We start from the raw sequence: 17,339 nt of genomic DNA on the forward strand, positions 1-17,339 counted from the left end.
GCCAATTATTTTAGTATTAAAACAGGTTGGTTCACATTTTGATAAATTCCTTCAGATATGCTTCTATTGGCCATATAATAAAGGAAGCTGTGTTTTCCGGGTAAGGCAATAATAAGGTCCGTTTTATTAGATATCGCAAAAGATAAAATTCCATTAATAATATTTTTATCATAAGAATAATAAATATTACTGGGTATTTCGGTAAGGTGCTGATGGATATATTCTTTTAATTCGTTTTTTGTCTGCTCGCTAATATTATTTTCTTCCTTCGTATTTATATTTAAGAATGTTAGCTGCACATCTTTTTTCTGGATAAGAGATTTATGATGGAATAATCTTTCTAACTTTGTTATACCGTTTATATCACAGGGTATCAGTATGTTTTTGACTGCACTGTAAGTATATCCGTTAGGAACAATTAAAGTTTTCACAGGGCTTGTTCTTGCGATACTTATGATATTGTCTGAAACAAAGCTATCACTGGGTTGATCATCACTGCCTAAAATAATCAGTTCTACGGAAGGCTGTTCTTTCAGTAGATCATTGATACTTCTTGTAATTGCCCAGTCATTTATCACTTTTGAGACTTTTGTATCCGGTGAATTTTTTATTATGATTTCATTTAAATGATTCAGTAATAATTCGGTTCTCTGAATCAAATTGTTAACACTTTCTTCATTGACAAATGAATGGCCTTCTGCAATGTGTAAATAATCGAACTCATATTCTTCTGCAGTTTTTAAAAGGATAATATGGTCGTACTCATATTGTTTTGCCCATTCTGCTGCAAGTTTTACCGCATTTTCGGTGGTTGATGTAAAGTCTACGGGTACAAGTATCGTTTTCATATATAATTCGTTTTTACAATTTAATTAATCAAGATTGGTTATCATTTTTTTTACTAAAAGAAGAGCAGTATTAATCTCTTTTATCTGAATATTATCAGCTGCCCTTTCATAAAGCTCTAAAGCCCAAGGATAAATAGTTTCTATAATTTCTTTTCCTTTCTGAGTTAAAAAAACCTGATTATTTCTTCTGTCTGCTTCGTTTTCGATGCGTTGAACCAACCCCCGTTTTACAAGGCTGTTTATCAAATAAGTTATACTTGATTTATCTTTGCTGACTTTTGTACTTATTTCCTGTTGATTTATACCGTCGTTACGCGAAAGAAGCCCAAGTATTTCAACAAGCTCAAAAGAAAGACCTGAATCGTATTCATTTATTTTTGTCTGAATTTTCTGTCGTAAGCGACTTTTCATTTCGCTCATTGCCAGACCTAATTCTAAGGCCAATTCTGAAACATTATTTTGTTGTACAGACATAAATCTTTAGTGTATAAACTATAATATAATGAAGAAAATAATCAAACAAAACGAAAATGCCAACTTTTACTTTCTATCAAATATAATAAATTAGTTTTAATTAAAACTAATTTATTGGAATTATATATACTAAAGCTCTAGTTGTTTATTCTATCCTTTAAGCACTTACAAAGAGCAAATAGAGCTTGCTAAAGAGAATGTGGAACTGTTGGACAGACCTGGAAAAAGTAAAGATGCTCATTACTGTGGATTACATTCTTAAGATGTTGCTCGTTATGATGGATAAACTGGATTTACAAAATCTGTGAGCTCTCTTTAATACTATTCATCACAAAAATACTTTTAGTTTGCCCGATGCCCTCAATTTCAGATAATTTATTAATAAAAAACTCATGAAACTCATCCATATTTGGAGCTAAAATTTTTAGCATGAAATCAAAATCACCGCTGATATTGTAAAATTCAACTACTTCTTTCAGCTTTCCTACTTCTTCGATGAATCTTCCCGCGGTTTTTTTATTGTGAACATTGAGAGCGATCATACAAATTACCATCATTCCTTTATTAATCTTTTTACGGTCAAGAACAGTTGTATATTCTTTGATGATCCCTGCTTTTTCCATACGTTTTATGCGTTCGTGAGTTGGAGTGGGGCTTAAATTTATTCTGCTTGCAATGTCTCTCACACTCAGTTTTGCATCTTTTTGTAATAAACGCAGAATAGAAAGATCTTTGTCATCTAAAGTATAGTTCTCTGTTGCCATTTGTTCTGTTTTTTAGATTTAATACTTATTTAATAGAATAAATGTTCTTTATATTTGATATTTAAGTTACTTATGTTCCAAAATTAATATAAAATTTTAATAAATGTCCTGATAATTTTAATTTTGCAGGAAATTTGAAGAGTATGGAATCAAGAAAAAATTTAATATTAATATTGGCATCGATAGGAACATTTGTGGAGGCATTGGATATTGCCATTATTAATTTGACGATTCCGTCTATTCAGGAGCAGTTTAATATTGAAGCAGCAACAGTACAATGGTTGCAAACGTTGTACGTTCTGTTTTTTGGCGGTTTTTTAATTATTGGCGGAAAACTTTCGGATCAAATCGGACGTAAAAAGATTTTCCTTATTGGCGGATTAATTTTTATGTTAACCTCTTTAGGTGCAGGTTTATCCACTGGTTTTGAAGCGTTGGCAATATTCAGGGCATTACAAGGATTAGGAGCGGCATTTATCATGCCTTCTGCGATGTCAATTGTTACCAATACCTTCAGAGAAGATCAGGAACGAAATCGTGCAGTAGGGATTTTCAGTTCATTTGCAGCGATTGGCTCAGGAAGCGGATTATCTATCGGTGGTATTATCAGTACTTATCTGAGTTGGCATTGGGTATTTTTGATTAATGTTCCAATTTTATTCTTCACTTTGATTCTAGCGTATCAATATTTACCCAAAGATGAGAAAAATGAAAAAATTCAAAAAACAGATCTTGTTTCCGGAATATTATTAGTTTTAGGATTATTAACCTTAACATATGGAACTCACGAATTGATCCGGATAAAAGAACAGCCTTTACTTATCATTGGTTCTTTAGCATTATCTATTTTGTTGCTCGGATTTGTTTTTTATCGATTAAAAACTATTACAGAACCTCTCATAGATGTAAAATTGTTAAAACATAGGTCACTAACAGTTGCCAATTCAGTATTCTTTACATTGGGTGCTTTTTTTATCGGATTTTTATTTCTTATTTCATTGATGTTGCAGAAAGATATGAACCATAGTTCGGCAGCAGCAGGATTGATGTTGGTACCTTTTAGTGTAATGTCGGCTTTGGTAGCTAAATTTATTTTACCTCTTGTTTCAAAAAGATTAAATCCGGGAAAATTGGCGATGTTAGGATGGTCTTTCATGTCTTTAGGGGCATTTTTATTGTTTGTTTCCGTTTATATTGGGCACCCTCTGGCAATTGTTTTATTAGGCGCAGCGTGTATTTCAGGGATTGGAATGACGTTTTGTTTCACCGGATTATCAATTTTAAGTATTCAGGATATTCAGCCGGAACATTATGGAGTTGCCTCAAGTTTAAGTACGACCAGCTATTTCTTAGGTGCAGGAATTGGTTTGTCTTTTATGACTTTAATGAGCCAGATTTTTCCTTCAAAATTGGCAGTGAGTCATTTGAGTTTAGAAATTTTAATAGGGTATTCAATTTGCGCGCTGGGAATTTTAATGCTTTTAATCGTAAAAGAATTTAAAATAAAGAAAGCCCAAACGGTTATTTCATAATATTTTTTTATATTGTTCAAAACCGCGTGGGTGTCGATTCGACACCCACGCGGCTTATTTGGATCAGATATATTTAAGCTTATTGATCTTAGAATTATCTTTTTGTTTTAATTTGCGGATATTAAAAAATGAAACTAGAGATTATTAGCGATTTGTATCAGGAGTTTGGATATAAAATTCATCGGTTTTCCAAGTTATGGCTAAAGGAAAGTTTGGAAGAATCAGGAAGTTTAGAAAATATTGTGGTTACACATCATGCTCCAAGTATTCAATCTATTCCCGGAAAATATAAAAATAATCCTGTTACGTCGGCATATGTTTCAAATCTTGAAGATTTTATTTTGGAACATCAACCTTTGTATTGGATTCACGGCCATGTTCATACACCTTCAAGATATAAAATAGGAGAGACGGAAGTTATTTGTAATCCTCATGGATATATTGATGAAAAATACAATGGTTATGAAAAAGAGTTGATTGTGGTAGTTTAAATTTTTCATAATGATATTAAAGTAAAATTAAGTCCGTTGCGTCTTTTATTCTACAACAAGTTTTTAATTTAATATCATTATGAAAAATTTAAATATACACAATGGTATCATACTTATTCCGGATTTTAACGGATTTACAGAATTTGTATTTAATACTAAACTCTATACAGGACAATATATTGTAACACAACTACTTTCTACCCTTATCGAAGCAAACTGTGAATATTTTGAAATATCCGAAATCGAAGGCGATGCTATTTTATTTTACCGATACGATGCAACTCCTTCCTATCAGAAAATTTTCACAATTCTCCAACATATGCAAAACGCTTTTAATGAAAAAGTAAAAGAACTGAGTGAGATTTTAAATACTTCGATAGAGTTATCTTTGAAATTTATTATCACTTATGGGCGATTTTCGCAATATAAAATCGGCAGCTTTAGAAAATTGTACGGAACGACAGTGGTTGAAGCTCATCAACTGCTTAAAAATAATTTTGCCAAACAGCCTTCTTATGCTTTATTCAGTAATTCTTTTCTTGAGAGTGCCAATGATTTTGAGAATAGTTCAAATGGTCAGTCATATCTTCCTGATGTGGGTGTTATTCAATATTTTGAGAAATTAAAAGAACATGTTTGATTGTAGTGAAGAAAAACAAACTTTGATAATATCATTTGACACTATCATAATCATAATAAAAAATGCCCGAATAAAATTCAGGCATTCCCGTTTTAGAAATATATAAGTAAGATTACTTCAAAGTAAACTTTACCTTAGTTTTAATAGCATCAGAAGAATTTCCGATCTGTGCTTCAAAATCTCCGGGTTCAGCTACCCAGTCATGTTTTTGGGCATCGAAGAAACTTAAAGCCGTTTTGTCAATCGTGAATGTCACTTCTTTTTCTTCTCCCGGATTTAAAAATACCTTTTCAAAACCTTTCAATTCTTTGGTTGGTCTTTCAACTGACGATTTTAAATCAGAAATATACAATTGAGCAACTTCTGCTCCTGCTTTTTTTCCTGTGTTTTTAACAGAAACCGTGAATGTAATTTTGTCGTCTTGTAAAATGGTTGTCTTATTGGCTTTAGCTTTTCCGAATTCAAAAGTAGTGTAACTCAAACCATGTCCAAAACTGAATAATGGCTTAATTTTTTTTGTGTCATGCCATCTGTAACCAACAAAAATTCCTTCGTTATAAGTAATATTGATAGGATCTTTTTGATCTTTTCCTTTTCCGGCTGCAAATTCATCTTTCTGTCCCGGATATTCTCCCAATTGATGAGCCGGATTATCCTCTAGTTTAACAGGAAAAGTGAAAGGTAATTTTCCTGACGGGTTGGCGTCTCCGGCTAAAATTGAAGCAATAGAATTTCCGGCTTCAGAACCCAGATACCAAGATTGTAAAACCGTCGGAACATCTTTGATCCAAGGCATTGCAACTGCATTTCCTGAAACTAAAACTACGGCAAGGTTTTTATTAGCTTTTGCCAATGCAGAAATCACATTATCTTGATTGTATGGTAATCCGTAGCTTTTCCTGTCGTTTCCTTCGCTATCCTGAAAATCGGCTTTATTTAATCCGCCAACGAAAATTACATAGTCAGATTTTTTCGCTAATTCTACAGCTTCGTTCAATAACTCTGCAGGTGAGCGGTCGTCTTTTAAATTTTGACCGGATTGTACTCCATTATATTCTCCACCGATGTCTCCTACATAGCCTCTTGCATATTGTACATCAGATTGTTTTCCAAATCTTGCTTTGATTCCATCTAAAGGGAGTGTTTCATACTTCACTTTTAATGAAGAAGAACCTCCGCCAACAGTCATGATTTTGATAGCATTTTCACCAATTACGGCAATTTTTTTAGCTTTATTACTATCAATTGGGAGTACATTACCCTGATTTTTCAGCAAAACAATCCCTTCTTCACCGATTTCTCTGGCAACAGCTTTATGTTCTTCAGAAGCGATATTTCCGAAAGGTTTATTTCTGTTCATCGTTGTTTTATAAGCTAGGTTTAAGAGTCTTGTCACTTTATCATCAAGCTCTTTTGTGCCAACTTTTCCGGATTTAATTAAATCTAAATAAGGTTTTGCTAAATAATAATTATCATAAGCATTTTTTGTTCCTGCCGAAAGCCCGTTAGTCCAGCTTCCGAATTCCAGGTCAAGTCCGTTGTGAATGGCCTGTTCTGTATTATTTACAGCTCCCCAATCGGAAACCACAACACCTTTATATTTCCATTCGCCTTTTAAAATATCATTCAAAAGATACTGATTTTGGCTTGCGTACTGGCCTTTATACATATCATAGGCTCCCATGATTGTCCAGGAATCACCTTCTGTCACTGCTGCTTTGAAGGCAGGAAGATAAATTTCGTACAACGTTCTGTCATCTACATTTACATTACTTGTATGACGGAACATTTCCTGATTATTTAAGGCAAAATGTTTAACGGAAGTTGCTACACCGTTTGACTGCACTCCTTTGATATAAGGAACTACCATCTTTGATGTCAAATAAGGGTCTTCACCCATATATTCAAAGTTTCTTCCATTCAGTGGAGTTCTGTAAATATTCACTCCGGGGCCCAGAAGAATATCTTTTTTTCTGTAACGGGCTTCTTCTCCTAAAGCTTTACCGTAATTCCATGACATTTTTTTGTTCCAGGTTGCGGAAAGAGCAGTTAACGCAGGATAAGCGATGATTGAATCGTTTGTCCAGCCTGCCTGGTTCCATTCATCCCACATTACTTCCGGGCGAACTCCGTGAGGCCCGTCTGTTGTCCAGAATTCCGGAATTCCTAATCTCGGAACCCCTGGTGAGCTGAATTTTGATTGGGCGTGAAGCATTGCTACTTTTTCTTCCAGAGTCATTCTTGAAAGTGCATCCTGCACCCTTTGCTCAATGGGTTTTGTTTCGTCTAAATAAACGGGTAGAGTAGTATTTTGAGCCATATAAGAAACGGAAATAAGGGTGAATAAACTTACAATGGCAGTTTTCTTTAACATAAAAGCCTTTTTTTTGGTTGGTAACAAAAATAGCAAAAATATTTATTATCTCAAATTGAGAAAATGAAAATTTAATCAAAATGGTTATTAATAACCAAGCTGTTATTAAAAAATACAAATTTATAAGAATATTGGAGCCTAAATAAAAAGACATCATTCCAAATAGTATTGAAACAATGTCTGAATATATAATAATAGAATCTTTTAATCAATCGGGAATTTGCTTATTGAAACTAATTCCACCCCTTAATTGCCCCGCCTTTGAAAATTTCTTCTGCTTTTTTCACGACTTCATCAGATTCATAAGCTTTCACAAAGTTTTTTACATTTTCGGAATTTTGATTATCATGTCTTGCAACGATAACATTGACATAAGGAGAATCTTTATCTTCTTTAAAAATCCCCTGTTTGTCGGCATCTAACCCCGCTTGTGCTGCAAAATTATTATTGATGACAGCGATTACCACTTCTTTATCATCTAAAACTCTGGGTAACTGAGGGGCTTCAATTTCAAGGATTTTCAGTTGTTTCGGGTTGTCAACAATATCTGTAACTTTTGGTAATAAACCGATCCCGTCTTTTAATTTTAATAGTCCGTTTTTCTGTAGAAGGAGTAAAGAACGTCCGCCATTTGTTGGGTCATTTGGAATGACAATAGTGCTTCCGTTTTGAAGTTCATTAATATTTTTAATCTTTTTAGAATAGGCCACAATAGGATACACAAAAGTATTTCCGACAACTGCCAGTTTGTAACCTCTTTGTTTTGACTGCTCATTTAAATAAGGAATGTGTTGAAAAGCATTAGCATCAATATCTCCATTATTCAAAGCCTCATTTGGTACTACATAATCATTAAAAGAAACCAGTTCCACTTCAAGATTATACTTTTCTTTTGCCACTTTTTTAGCAGTTTCTGCAATTTCTTGTTCAGGACCGGAGGTTATACCCACTTTGATGTAATTGGGATCGTCTTTTTTCGGCGAACTACATGCTGCAAATAACAATAAGCCGGCTGTTACTAGACTTAAAATCTTTATTTTTTTCATTATAAATTATTTTCTTTTTTATTTTAATGGTAAAAAAGCAAAATCACAAACGACAGAAATTGTCTGATAATTTTAAATCCTTTTGTGATATTCGCTCTTTCACCCTGGTGACAAAGATTTTCAAAGTCACCACACTATTTCAAATACACATTTTCTAAACTTAACGATGGTCAAATCTTTTTGCCAATTTATCTCCCGAAAACTGAATGATAAATACAATTGAAACCAGTAACCCTAATACAAGATTCATTATCACTGCGTCATAACCGATATATCCGTATTGGTACCCGATTTGTCCTAAACCACCGGCTCCGACTGCTCCACCCATTGCAGAATACCCGACTAAAGTGATTAACGTAATCGTAGCGTTATTAATCAATGAAGGAAGAGCTTCCGGCAACAAAACTTTTCGGATAATCTGAAATGGGCTTGCTCCCAAAGCTCTTGCCGTTTCGATCAAACCGTGAGGAACTTCCAACAAACTGTTTTCAACCAATCTCGCAATGAAGGGAGCTGCTCCGATACTTAACGGAACTAGAGCTGCATTCATTCCGATGGATGTACCAACCAAGCTTCTTGTAAAAGGAATCATCCAGACAATCAAAATAATGAAAGGGATAGAGCGGAAAATATTAACCAAAACGGATAAAATCTTATTATAAATTGCATTTTCCAACAGCTGTCCTTTTTTTGTGAAAAATAACAGAATCCCAACAGGCAAACCTAAAACAAATCCAAAAAATCCCGATACGAATGTCATATAAACTGTCTCCCAAACTCCTTTTGATAAAAGAGAAATCACTGTATCACTAAGCATACCCTCTTACCGTATTTTGAATTTTATTCTGGTTGAAATAATAGATGGCTCGCTGGTTTTCCTCTTCTTCACCCTGAAGTTGCAATAATAATTTTCCAAAGTTGGAATCGCCGAGATATTCTACGTCTGCCTTCAAAAGTTTGTAAGGAATTTTACACTTATCGTATACTATTGAAAGCAATTCTTCAACAGATATTTGCTCATTAAGTTCAACCTCTACAAGTGGAAATAATCCGTCTTGTGGCTCTTTTTGTAGTTTTTTATTCAGTTCTTGTGGTATAGTCATAACACCAGAGTTTAAAAATTGTTTGATAATAGGATTTTCTTTGTTGGAGATAATCTCGCTTAAAGTTCCTTTGGCTAGTAGTTTTCCTTTGTCAATCACTGCAACGTGATTACAAACAGTTTTGATAACTTCCATTTCGTGGGTGATTAATAAAATTGTAATACCCAATCTTCGATTAATATCCCTCAATAATTGTAAAATAGACTGTGTAGTCGAAGGATCGAGCGCGCTTGTCGCTTCATCACAGAGTAGGAGATAAGGATCATTTGCTAAAGCCCTTGCGATTGCAACTCTTTGCTTTTGACCACCCGAAAGACTTTTAGGATAATCGTTTGTTTTGTCTTTGAGCCCTACAATATTCAACAGTTCGTTGACTTTTCTGTTGATTTCAGTTGTATTGACATTATCCAGTTCCAAGGGAAGCGCAATATTTTCAAAAACTGTCCTTGAGGAAAGTAGATTAAAATGCTGGAAAATCATTCCAATTTTTTTTCTTTCGTTGGCTAGTTGTTTGGAGCTTAATTTCGTAAAGTCTTTCCCGTTAATGATAATTTCACCATTATCAGGTTTTTCAAGAAGATTTACTGTTCGGATTAATGTGCTTTTTCCGGCACCTGAAAATCCGATGATTCCGACAATATCGCCTTGCTCAACATTTAGGCTTACATTATCCAGAGCTTTAAAAGACTGTTTTTTTTGATGGAAAGTCTTTGAAATATTCTTTATCTCTATCATTTTTGATGGTATTCTTATAAATAAAAAGGCTCTACAACGTGGTAAAGCCTTTAGAAATATGTCATATAAAAGTAAGGTCAACCACAGCAATATTGCAATTTCGGCATACAGCAATATATCATCATTGTATTGATGGTATGTTTGCTTATTAATTGAATATTAAATTCCGCTTTCATTTTTTTATGTCCTGATTATGGTGGCAAATATAGGACATAAATTTTTATTAGTCCACTAAAAAAGTAGACTTTTTGAAAATAATTTTTGTTTTTATAATTAATGTATTGATTTTAAATAATTTATGTTTTTTTAGAATTAATAGCTAGATGGTGATATTTAATCTTTAGTCTTTAGCGAAAATGTCCCAAATATCATTTATTAAATTAGCTAAATGTCCGGCATTCCAGTCTTTATTTAAAGATCCTGGTGGTTATAATTCGTCGAATCATTCCCTTGATGACACTTGATGACAAAAAAGATTAAACAACATGAAGGCTATGATAAAAAATAGAATTATTTCCGAAGTTATCATAGGTCATTACTCAATTTTTTAAAAGGTCTTATTTTTAAATCATTAATTAAAAAATTAAAATAATGGAAAGAACAGAAGTAGTTTTAGCAAACGTAAGGGGAGAAGTGCAGCTTTTCTCAGACAATAACAAAGCCGGAAAAATGGATATCTCGGTAATCGGGAAGAAACTAACTGTTTACCATACAGAAGTTGACGAAATATATGCAGGAAAAGGTTTCGCAAAATTATTATTAGAAAAACTGGTTTCCTATGCAAGAGAAAACGATTTGAAAATTGTGCCGTTGTGCCCATACGTTTATGCGCAGTTCAAACGTCATCCGGAAGAGTATAATGATGTTTGGTTGAAAGAAGGGGAATAATTGAAAGACGAAGTAGCTGATAAACAAAGGAAAAAACAGGGAAAAAATGATGCTGTCATTCCGAACAAAACGAAGGGAAGAATCTGCTTTGTGGGATAAAAAGATTCTTCCCTTCGTTTTGTTCGGAATGGCAAACGAAGTGTCTCATTGCGAATGGAATGTTTTGGTTGAATGCTTATGAAAGAACATCAGCAATTTTAATGACATCAATGGATAACGCTCATATTATCAACCTTCAACTGACAAATGTCAACTAAATTAGCAAAATCCAGAAAAAATCCCGAATTTTGCCCCTCTTCTATAATTCCGAAAATTCATGAAACTTTGTATTGCCGAAAAACCCAGTGTTGCCAGAGATATCGCTAAAGTTTTGGGTGCTACCACGCCGAAACAAGGCTATATGGAAGGAAACGGCTATTGTGTGACATGGACTTTCGGACATCTTTGTACCCTGAAAGAACCGCATGATTACGGTCCTCAATACAAATCCTGGAATCTGTTTTTGTTGCCTATTATTCCAAATAACTTCGGAATCAAGTTAATTCCTAACAAAGGTGTTGAAAATCAGTTCAAAGTTATTGAAAAACTGGTCGGCGAATGCGATGAAGTCATAAACTGTGGGGATGCAGGGCAGGAAGGAGAGCTGATTCAACGGTGGGTTTTACAGAAGGCAAAATGCAACAAACCCATTCAGCGGTTATGGATTTCGTCGCTTACGGAAGAAGCTATTAAAGAAGGTTTTGCAAGCTTAAAACCTGCCGAAGATTACAAAAATCTTTATCTCGCAGGAAATGCAAGAGCGATAGGAGACTGGCTGTTGGGAATCAATGCAACCCGACTTTTTACAAAAAAGTTTGGTGGAAATAAAGCGGTTTTATCAATCGGAAGAGTTCAGACTCCAACGTTGGCGATGCTGGTTCAGCGTCAGAAAGAGATTGATGCTTTTACCACTGAGGAATACTGGGAGCTGAAAACTAAATATCGTGACGTTATTTTCAACGCAGCGATTGATCGTTTAAAAACATTAGAACGTGCTGAAAAAGGACTGGAATATTTGAAACAAAATCCTTTTGAAATCGTTTCTTTTGAAATTAAAGAAGGAAAAGAAAAAAATCCGAGACTGTTTGATTTGACCGGTCTTCAGGTAGAAGCCAATAAAAAATATGGGTATTCTGCAGACAATACTTTAAAATATATTCAGAGTCTTTACGAGAAAAAACATGTAACTTATCCGCGTGTTGATACAACCTATCTATCTGAAAGTCTTTATCCTAAAATAGAAGGTATTCTTCGAAAAATGTATTTTTATCAGGAGTTGGCTGCACCTTTATTACAAGCCCCGATTCCAAAGTCAAAAGCTGTTTTTGATGATGCAAAAGTGACTGATCACCATGCAATTATTCCCACCGAAATTCCGCCTTCACAAAATTTAACAAGAGAAGAAAAGCTGATTTATGATTTAATTGCAAAACGCTTCATTGCTGTTTTTTATCCTGAATGTAAAATTTCAAACACATTGGTTGAAGGACAGGTTGGCACAATTCCTTTTAAAACAAGCGGAAGACAGGTTCTTGAGCCGGGCTGGAGAGCCGTTTATGCAAAAGATGCCAAAGAAGAACCGTCTGACAAGGAAAAAGAAAAGGAAGAAGAACAAACTATTCCTGAATTTAAGGTTGGAGAAACAGGTCCGCATGACCCGATGATTCATCAGGGGAAAACTTCACCGCCAAAACCTTACACGGAGGCAACGCTTTTGAGAGCAATGGAAACCGCAGGAAAGCAAGTGGAGGACGAAGAGCTTCGGGAGTTGTTGAAGAACAATGGAATCGGAAGACCTTCAACTCGTGCAAACATCATTGAAACACTTTTCAAACGAAAATACATTGAAAAGAAAAGAAAGAATCTGATTGCCACCCAAACCGGAATTCAATTAATTGATACAATTGAAGATGAGCTGCTGAAAAGCCCTGAGTTGACGGGTGAATGGGAATTGAAGCTCCGTAAAATTGAAAGTGGCGAGTATGAAGCCAATCAGTTTAAAGAAGAGTTGATTCAGATGGTGACAGAATTGACCAAAAAAGTAATTGACGGAAAAGCAAAAGTCTTTACTTTGGAAGAAGAAAAACCGGAGGTTAAGGAGAAGAAAAAGCGGGAACCTGCAATAAAAAAAGAGCTTCAATCCTGGGAAGAGACCAAATGTCCGAAATGTAAAGGATATCATCTGATGAAAGGAAAAACAGCTGTCGGTTGTTCGGATTTTAAAAATTGCGGTTTTAAGATTACTTTTGAAATTTTTGGGAAAAAGATTTCGGATAAACAGTTAATGGATCTAATGTTGAAAGGTAAAACGTCAAAATTAAAAGGATTTAATACTCACCCTGATGGTTTGACGGAAGGTGTCTTGTCAGTAGATGAAAACTTCCAGGTTTTTTTAAATTAATTGACATAATAAAGAGTCCTCGATTTTGCTCAGCATAATAGGGTAAATGCTCTCATGTAAAAAATAGCACCATTGTTATGCTGAGCGCAATTGAAATGTGTAATCAACTTTCATTATCTTTACAATTCAAATAACAACCAATGACACCCGAGAAAAAGCAACTCCTCACAGACAGTTTCAATCGTTCAGAAACTTTAAAATTCTATAAAGCGGAATTATTAGAGGTTGATACCGGTTTCATTTCCATGAAAATTCCGAAAATGGAATTGATGACCAGAAAAGCAGGAATGTTCAATGGTGCAATGATTGCATCTTTAGTAGATGTTTCTTCGGGCTATGCTGCAGTAAGCCATTATGAAGAAGATTGCTATGTGGTAACCGTTGAATTGAAGGTTAATTATCTGCGACCTGCAATCGGGGATGCTTTGATATCAAAATCTTATGTGATAAAAGGCGGTGCAAAAATCAGTGTTATCAGGACGGAAATCTATACTGTTAATGAAAATGGCGAATCAGAAAGCCATGTTGCCACTTCGTTGGTTACGATGATGAAGATAAAATAAAAGCGACAAATTCTGCTCCTTTTCAATTTTTAAAACAAATAAGCCTGTAATTTAAATTTATTGTTTTAAAATTTTCATGTTATGATATGAAAAAATTTTGATCAAATGGAATGGCTTTTGCAAAGTAAGTGTTATAAACATTAAAAAATAAAGATTATGAACTTAATTATCCGATTACTCGTGACTGCAATAGTTGCGTTTCTTTTGACTAAAATATTACCGGGAGTACATTTCGAAGGTTTTGCAACAGCAATTATTTTTGCCATTGTTTTGGGGGTTTTAAACCTGATTGTTAAACCTATTTTAAGTCTTTTCGGGTTACCGCTTACTATCATTACTTTAGGATTGTTTGCTTTGGTAATCAATGCGGCGATTATTCTTATTGCTGATTATTTTATTGACGGGATGGTTGTAGATGGTTTTTGGTGGGCATTTATTTTCAGTATTCTGCTTTCCGTTATTACTTCTCTGGCGAATTCTATGTTTTCAGATGGAGATTAGTTTTAAATAAAATGCATAACAAATTATAAAAGTCTGTCAGTAAATTATTGGCAGACTTTTTTATTGCTGATTTTAATACCGTTTTTTAGCTATTTAGCTTTGCCTAAAGCAAAAAAACTAAATGTTAATTTTTTCGTTCAATTTTATTTTAAATATTAACTTTGGCAATCTTTGAATTAAATAAGAATTTATGAAACTTAAGTACAGTCTGCTGGCTTTGGCAGCTCCGCTTTTAATGAATGCACAACAATTAATGACGCCTGAGATTCTTTGGACTTTGAAAAAAGTTGGAGTACAGGCTGTTTCACCGGATCAATCTTCGCTTATCTATAAAATAGGGCAGGTTGATCTAAAAACAGAAAAAACAAAAAGTGAGAACTATTTCTTAAATGTTCTTAATAATCAGTCTACCAAAATAGACTTTGGTAAAAAGACAATTATTCAGTGGGATAAAAATGGAATTTATGCTCAGGAAGATGACAAAATCTTCCTTTCAAAAGACAATGGAAATACATGGGCTGAATTTTATACAATCGGTGATGCAGAGAATATTGTAATTTCTCCTGATGGTAAAAAAATTGCTTTCAGCAAGCAGGTTTTAGTAGAAAAAGTAATGGGGAAAGATAAATTTGCTGATACACCAAAAACGACTGCTCAGGTTTATACAGATCTGAACCACAGGCATTGGGATTACTTTAATGAAGGAAAATATAACCATGTTTTTGTGGTAAATACTTCTTCAAATGTTGATTCTGCTAAAGATTTATTGGAAGGTAAAACTTGGGATTCTCCTCAAAGGCCTTTCGGTGGAGCTGAAGATTTCATCTGGAGCCCGGATTCTACACAACTTTTATATGTTACAAAACCCAAAAGCGGTAAAGAATATTCTACGAGCACAAATACAGATATTTTTGCATATGATTTAGCTTCAGGAACTACAAAAAACTTAACTGAAACTAATAAAGGATACGATGTAAACCCAAAATTCAGTCCGGATGGAAAATCTTTAATCTGGCAAAGTATGGCTAGAGATGGGTATGAAGCAGATAAAAATGATGTAAAAATCATGGATTGGAAATCAGGAAAAACTTCAAATCTCACAGGAGCTTGGGATGAAAGCATTTCAGGAGATGTTTTTTGGAGCGGAGATTCTAAAACTATTTATTTTACAGCAGCTTTTAAAGGAACGAAACAATTATTTTCTTTAGATCCTAAAAATGCTAAAGTTCAGCAAATTACAAAAGGTGATTTTGATGTAAATGAAATTTTTGCAGATCAAAAAAATACACTTTTAGTAGGGAGAACAGACGTAAATCATGCAACAGATATTTTCTCTGTAAACATCAAAAACGGAGAAATGAAGCAGATTACTGAACCCAATAAAGAGGTTTATGCAAAATTGGCTCAGGGAAAATCTGAACTTAAAATGGTAAAAACCTCAGACGGAAAAGAAATGGGAGTATGGTTCCATTATCCGCCAAATTTTGATCCGAATAAAAAATATCCGACTTTGGTATATTGTCAGGGAGGCCCACAATCTGCATTGACTCAATTCTTTAGTACAAGATGGAATTTTGCTTTGATGGCAGCAAACGGATACATTGTTGTAGCGCCAAACCGTCGCGGGATGCCGGGCTGGGGTACAAAATGGAATGAAGAAATCTCAAGAGATTGGGGTGGGCAACCGATGAGAGATTATCTGGCTGCAACAGATTATGCTAAAACTTTACCATACGTTGATGGTGAGAGAGTAGCAGCTGTTGGGGCAAGTTATGGAGGGTACAGTGTATTTATGCTGGCTGGAATTCATGAAAACAGATTCAAAACTTTCATTGCTCACGACGGACTATTTGATATGAAATCCTGGTATCTGACCACGGAAGAACTTTGGTTTGCCAACTGGGATTTAGGTTCTCCTTGGGAAAAACCGCTTCCAAAAGCTTACACAGAATTTAATCCAAGTAATTTTGTTGAAAAATGGAATAAACCAATTATGATCGTTCAGGGTGGAATTGATTTCAGAGTTCCTTACGAACAAGGTCAGGAGGCTTTTCAGGCTGCAAAACTGAGAGGTTTGAAATCTAAATTGGTTTATTTCCCGAACGAAAATCACTGGGTTCTTCATCCTCAAAACGGTTTAGTTTGGCAGAGAGAATTCTTTGATTGGTTGAAGGAAACGCTTTAAAATCTCATTTCTTTGCAAGGCGATGAAAATTCCAGAATAATTTTTGAAGGGATGATGGTATTAAACAGTTACTAATTTAGAACTACTTAAAATATCAGTACAAACGGGCTTTAGCCCGTTTTTTGTTTTCTAATGTTCCAAAGGCTTTAGCCAAAATTTATATATTTGAACTATGCAAGAACGTATTTTCTCTTTCCCTCCAATCATTGATGATAGCTCTAAAATTTTAATTTTAGGTTCGATTCCCGGTGTGAAATCTTTGGAAAAACAACAATATTATGCACATCCACAAAACAAATTCTGGAAAATTATCTTTGAATTATTTGATGAAGATTTTACGGAAAATTATGATGAAAGAATTAATATTTTACAAAAACATAATATTGCACTATGGGATGTTATTGATTCCTGTGAAAGAAAAGGCAGCCTTGATTCTGAGATTAAAAACGAAGAATCTAACCAGATTGCCGAGCTGTTGGAAGAACATCCGAATATTCAGGCAATATTTTGCAATGGAGGAAAATCTTATAAAAATTTACAGAAAATTTTAGGAAAGAACTTTAAAATTCCGGTTTATTTGATGCCGTCCACCAGCCCGCTGCATACTGTTTCTTTCGAAAAAAAAATTGAGGAATGGAAAAATATTCTAAATTTTATTAATTGAAGGTTTTAACCTGATAGGTTTTATGTAGTGAAATAAATTATGGTATGATATATGTAATATTTATTCTGAACATGAATGAATTTAACTAAAA

17 protein-coding genes are annotated in these 17,339 nt (G+C 34.2%); 10 read left to right on the forward strand and 7 right to left on the reverse strand.

The window, feature by feature from the left end; genetic code table 11:
* Positions 1-5: 5 nt before the first annotated feature.
* From ACM39_RS05745 to ACM39_RS05755, 3 genes are all read right to left on the reverse strand, one after another.
* The gene (locus ACM39_RS05745; RefSeq protein ID WP_048510079.1) at positions 6-848 is read right to left on the reverse strand and encodes a universal stress protein; all 843 of its coding nucleotides are present in this window, start codon (positions 846-848) and stop codon (positions 6-8) included.
* Positions 849-872: 24 nt separating this feature from the next.
* On the reverse strand, positions 873-1,322 hold the full coding sequence (locus ACM39_RS05750) for a MarR family winged helix-turn-helix transcriptional regulator (RefSeq protein WP_048510080.1): 450 nt from the start codon (positions 1,320-1,322) through the stop codon (positions 873-875).
* Between the two features lie 293 nt (positions 1,323-1,615).
* Positions 1,616-2,086, reverse strand: a complete 471-nt coding sequence (locus tag ACM39_RS05755; protein ID WP_048510081.1) for an Lrp/AsnC family transcriptional regulator — start codon at positions 2,084-2,086, stop codon at positions 1,616-1,618.
* Between the two features lie 143 nt (positions 2,087-2,229).
* Here ACM39_RS05755 and ACM39_RS05760 point away from each other — a divergent pair, with 143 nt between their 5' ends.
* From ACM39_RS05760 to ACM39_RS05770, 3 genes are all read left to right on the forward strand, one after another.
* Positions 2,230-3,618, forward strand: a complete 1,389-nt coding sequence (locus ACM39_RS05760; protein ID WP_048510082.1) for an MFS transporter — start codon at positions 2,230-2,232, stop codon at positions 3,616-3,618.
* Between the two features lie 128 nt (positions 3,619-3,746).
* Complete coding sequence (locus ACM39_RS05765) at positions 3,747-4,109, forward strand: hypothetical protein (RefSeq protein ID WP_185097449.1); 363 nt, start codon at positions 3,747-3,749, stop codon at positions 4,107-4,109.
* A gap of 79 nt (positions 4,110-4,188) precedes the next feature.
* A complete protein-coding gene (locus ACM39_RS05770; protein WP_048510083.1) occupies positions 4,189-4,749 on the forward strand; it encodes a DUF2652 domain-containing protein in 561 nt (186 codons plus the stop codon).
* 112 nt (positions 4,750-4,861) lie between these two features.
* On the opposite strand, the gene ACM39_RS05775 is transcribed toward ACM39_RS05770, so the two are convergent.
* The 4 genes from ACM39_RS05775 to ACM39_RS05790 form a co-directional block, all read right to left on the reverse strand.
* Positions 4,862-7,123, reverse strand: a complete 2,262-nt coding sequence (locus ACM39_RS05775; protein ID WP_048510084.1) for a glycoside hydrolase family 3 C-terminal domain-containing protein — start codon at positions 7,121-7,123, stop codon at positions 4,862-4,864.
* Positions 7,124-7,356: 233 nt separating this feature from the next.
* Positions 7,357-8,169, reverse strand: a complete 813-nt coding sequence (metQ, locus tag ACM39_RS05780) for a methionine ABC transporter substrate-binding lipoprotein MetQ (RefSeq protein WP_048510085.1) — start codon at positions 8,167-8,169, stop codon at positions 7,357-7,359.
* A 160-nt stretch (positions 8,170-8,329) separates the two neighbouring features.
* Entirely contained in the window at positions 8,330-8,986 is a 657-nt protein-coding gene (gene metI / locus ACM39_RS05785; protein ID WP_048510086.1) for a methionine ABC transporter permease MetI, read from the reverse strand.
* A complete protein-coding gene (locus ACM39_RS05790; RefSeq protein WP_048510087.1) occupies positions 8,979-10,007 on the reverse strand; it encodes a methionine ABC transporter ATP-binding protein in 1,029 nt (342 codons plus the stop codon). Before ACM39_RS05790 ends, metI begins: the two co-directional genes overlap by 8 nt.
* Positions 10,008-10,598: 591 nt before the next feature.
* Here ACM39_RS05790 and ACM39_RS05795 point away from each other — a divergent pair.
* From ACM39_RS05795 to ACM39_RS05820, 7 genes are all read left to right on the forward strand, one after another.
* Entirely contained in the window at positions 10,599-10,895 is a 297-nt protein-coding gene (locus ACM39_RS05795) for a GNAT family N-acetyltransferase (RefSeq protein WP_048510088.1), read from the forward strand.
* A gap of 46 nt (positions 10,896-10,941) precedes the next feature.
* The gene (locus tag ACM39_RS19540; RefSeq protein WP_262483790.1) at positions 10,942-11,076 is read left to right on the forward strand and encodes a hypothetical protein; all 135 of its coding nucleotides are present in this window, start codon (positions 10,942-10,944) and stop codon (positions 11,074-11,076) included.
* 135 nt (positions 11,077-11,211) lie between these two features.
* Positions 11,212-13,335, forward strand: coding sequence for a type IA DNA topoisomerase (locus ACM39_RS05800; protein WP_048510089.1), 2,124 nt, complete (start codon positions 11,212-11,214; stop codon positions 13,333-13,335).
* 140 nt (positions 13,336-13,475) lie between these two features.
* Complete coding sequence (locus tag ACM39_RS05805) at positions 13,476-13,898, forward strand: PaaI family thioesterase (RefSeq protein WP_048510090.1); 423 nt, start codon at positions 13,476-13,478, stop codon at positions 13,896-13,898.
* A gap of 156 nt (positions 13,899-14,054) precedes the next feature.
* A complete protein-coding gene (locus tag ACM39_RS05810; RefSeq protein WP_048510091.1) occupies positions 14,055-14,399 on the forward strand; it encodes a phage holin family protein in 345 nt (114 codons plus the stop codon).
* Between the two features lie 190 nt (positions 14,400-14,589).
* Complete coding sequence (locus tag ACM39_RS05815) at positions 14,590-16,584, forward strand: S9 family peptidase (RefSeq protein ID WP_048510092.1); 1,995 nt, start codon at positions 14,590-14,592, stop codon at positions 16,582-16,584.
* Between the two features lie 172 nt (positions 16,585-16,756).
* Entirely contained in the window at positions 16,757-17,248 is a 492-nt protein-coding gene (locus tag ACM39_RS05820) for a DNA-deoxyinosine glycosylase (protein ID WP_048510093.1), read from the forward strand.
* Positions 17,249-17,339 lie beyond the last annotated feature (91 nt).

Source organism: Chryseobacterium sp. FH2, from assembly GCF_001045455.1.
GTDB lineage: Bacteria > Bacteroidota > Bacteroidia > Flavobacteriales > Weeksellaceae > Chryseobacterium.

Excerpts from the sequence above, each read along its gene's own strand:
- ACM39_RS05745 (WP_048510079.1), bottom strand. The coding sequence starts at position 848 with ATGAAAACGATACTTGTACCCGTAGACTTTACATCAACCACCGAAAAT.
- ACM39_RS05750 (WP_048510080.1), bottom strand. The coding sequence starts at position 1,322 with ATGTCTGTACAACAAAATAATGTTTCAGAATTGGCCTTAGAATTAGGT.
- ACM39_RS05755 (WP_048510081.1), bottom strand. The coding sequence starts at position 2,086 with ATGGCAACAGAGAACTATACTTTAGATGACAAAGATCTTTCTATTCTG.
- ACM39_RS05760 (WP_048510082.1), top strand. The coding sequence starts at position 2,230 with ATGGAATCAAGAAAAAATTTAATATTAATATTGGCATCGATAGGAACA.
- ACM39_RS05765 (WP_185097449.1), top strand. The coding sequence starts at position 3,747 with ATGAAACTAGAGATTATTAGCGATTTGTATCAGGAGTTTGGATATAAA.
- ACM39_RS05770 (WP_048510083.1), top strand. The coding sequence starts at position 4,189 with ATGAAAAATTTAAATATACACAATGGTATCATACTTATTCCGGATTTT.
- ACM39_RS05775 (WP_048510084.1), bottom strand. The coding sequence starts at position 7,123 with ATGTTAAAGAAAACTGCCATTGTAAGTTTATTCACCCTTATTTCCGTT.
- metQ (WP_048510085.1), bottom strand. The coding sequence starts at position 8,169 with ATGAAAAAAATAAAGATTTTAAGTCTAGTAACAGCCGGCTTATTGTTA.
- metI (WP_048510086.1), bottom strand. The coding sequence starts at position 8,986 with ATGCTTAGTGATACAGTGATTTCTCTTTTATCAAAAGGAGTTTGGGAG.
- ACM39_RS05790 (WP_048510087.1), bottom strand. The coding sequence starts at position 10,007 with ATGATAGAGATAAAGAATATTTCAAAGACTTTCCATCAAAAAAAACAG.
- ACM39_RS05795 (WP_048510088.1), top strand. The coding sequence starts at position 10,599 with ATGGAAAGAACAGAAGTAGTTTTAGCAAACGTAAGGGGAGAAGTGCAG.
- ACM39_RS19540 (WP_262483790.1), top strand. The coding sequence starts at position 10,942 with ATGATGCTGTCATTCCGAACAAAACGAAGGGAAGAATCTGCTTTGTGG.
- ACM39_RS05800 (WP_048510089.1), top strand. The coding sequence starts at position 11,212 with ATGAAACTTTGTATTGCCGAAAAACCCAGTGTTGCCAGAGATATCGCT.
- ACM39_RS05805 (WP_048510090.1), top strand. The coding sequence starts at position 13,476 with ATGACACCCGAGAAAAAGCAACTCCTCACAGACAGTTTCAATCGTTCA.
- ACM39_RS05810 (WP_048510091.1), top strand. The coding sequence starts at position 14,055 with ATGAACTTAATTATCCGATTACTCGTGACTGCAATAGTTGCGTTTCTT.
- ACM39_RS05815 (WP_048510092.1), top strand. The coding sequence starts at position 14,590 with ATGAAACTTAAGTACAGTCTGCTGGCTTTGGCAGCTCCGCTTTTAATG.
- ACM39_RS05820 (WP_048510093.1), top strand. The coding sequence starts at position 16,757 with ATGCAAGAACGTATTTTCTCTTTCCCTCCAATCATTGATGATAGCTCT.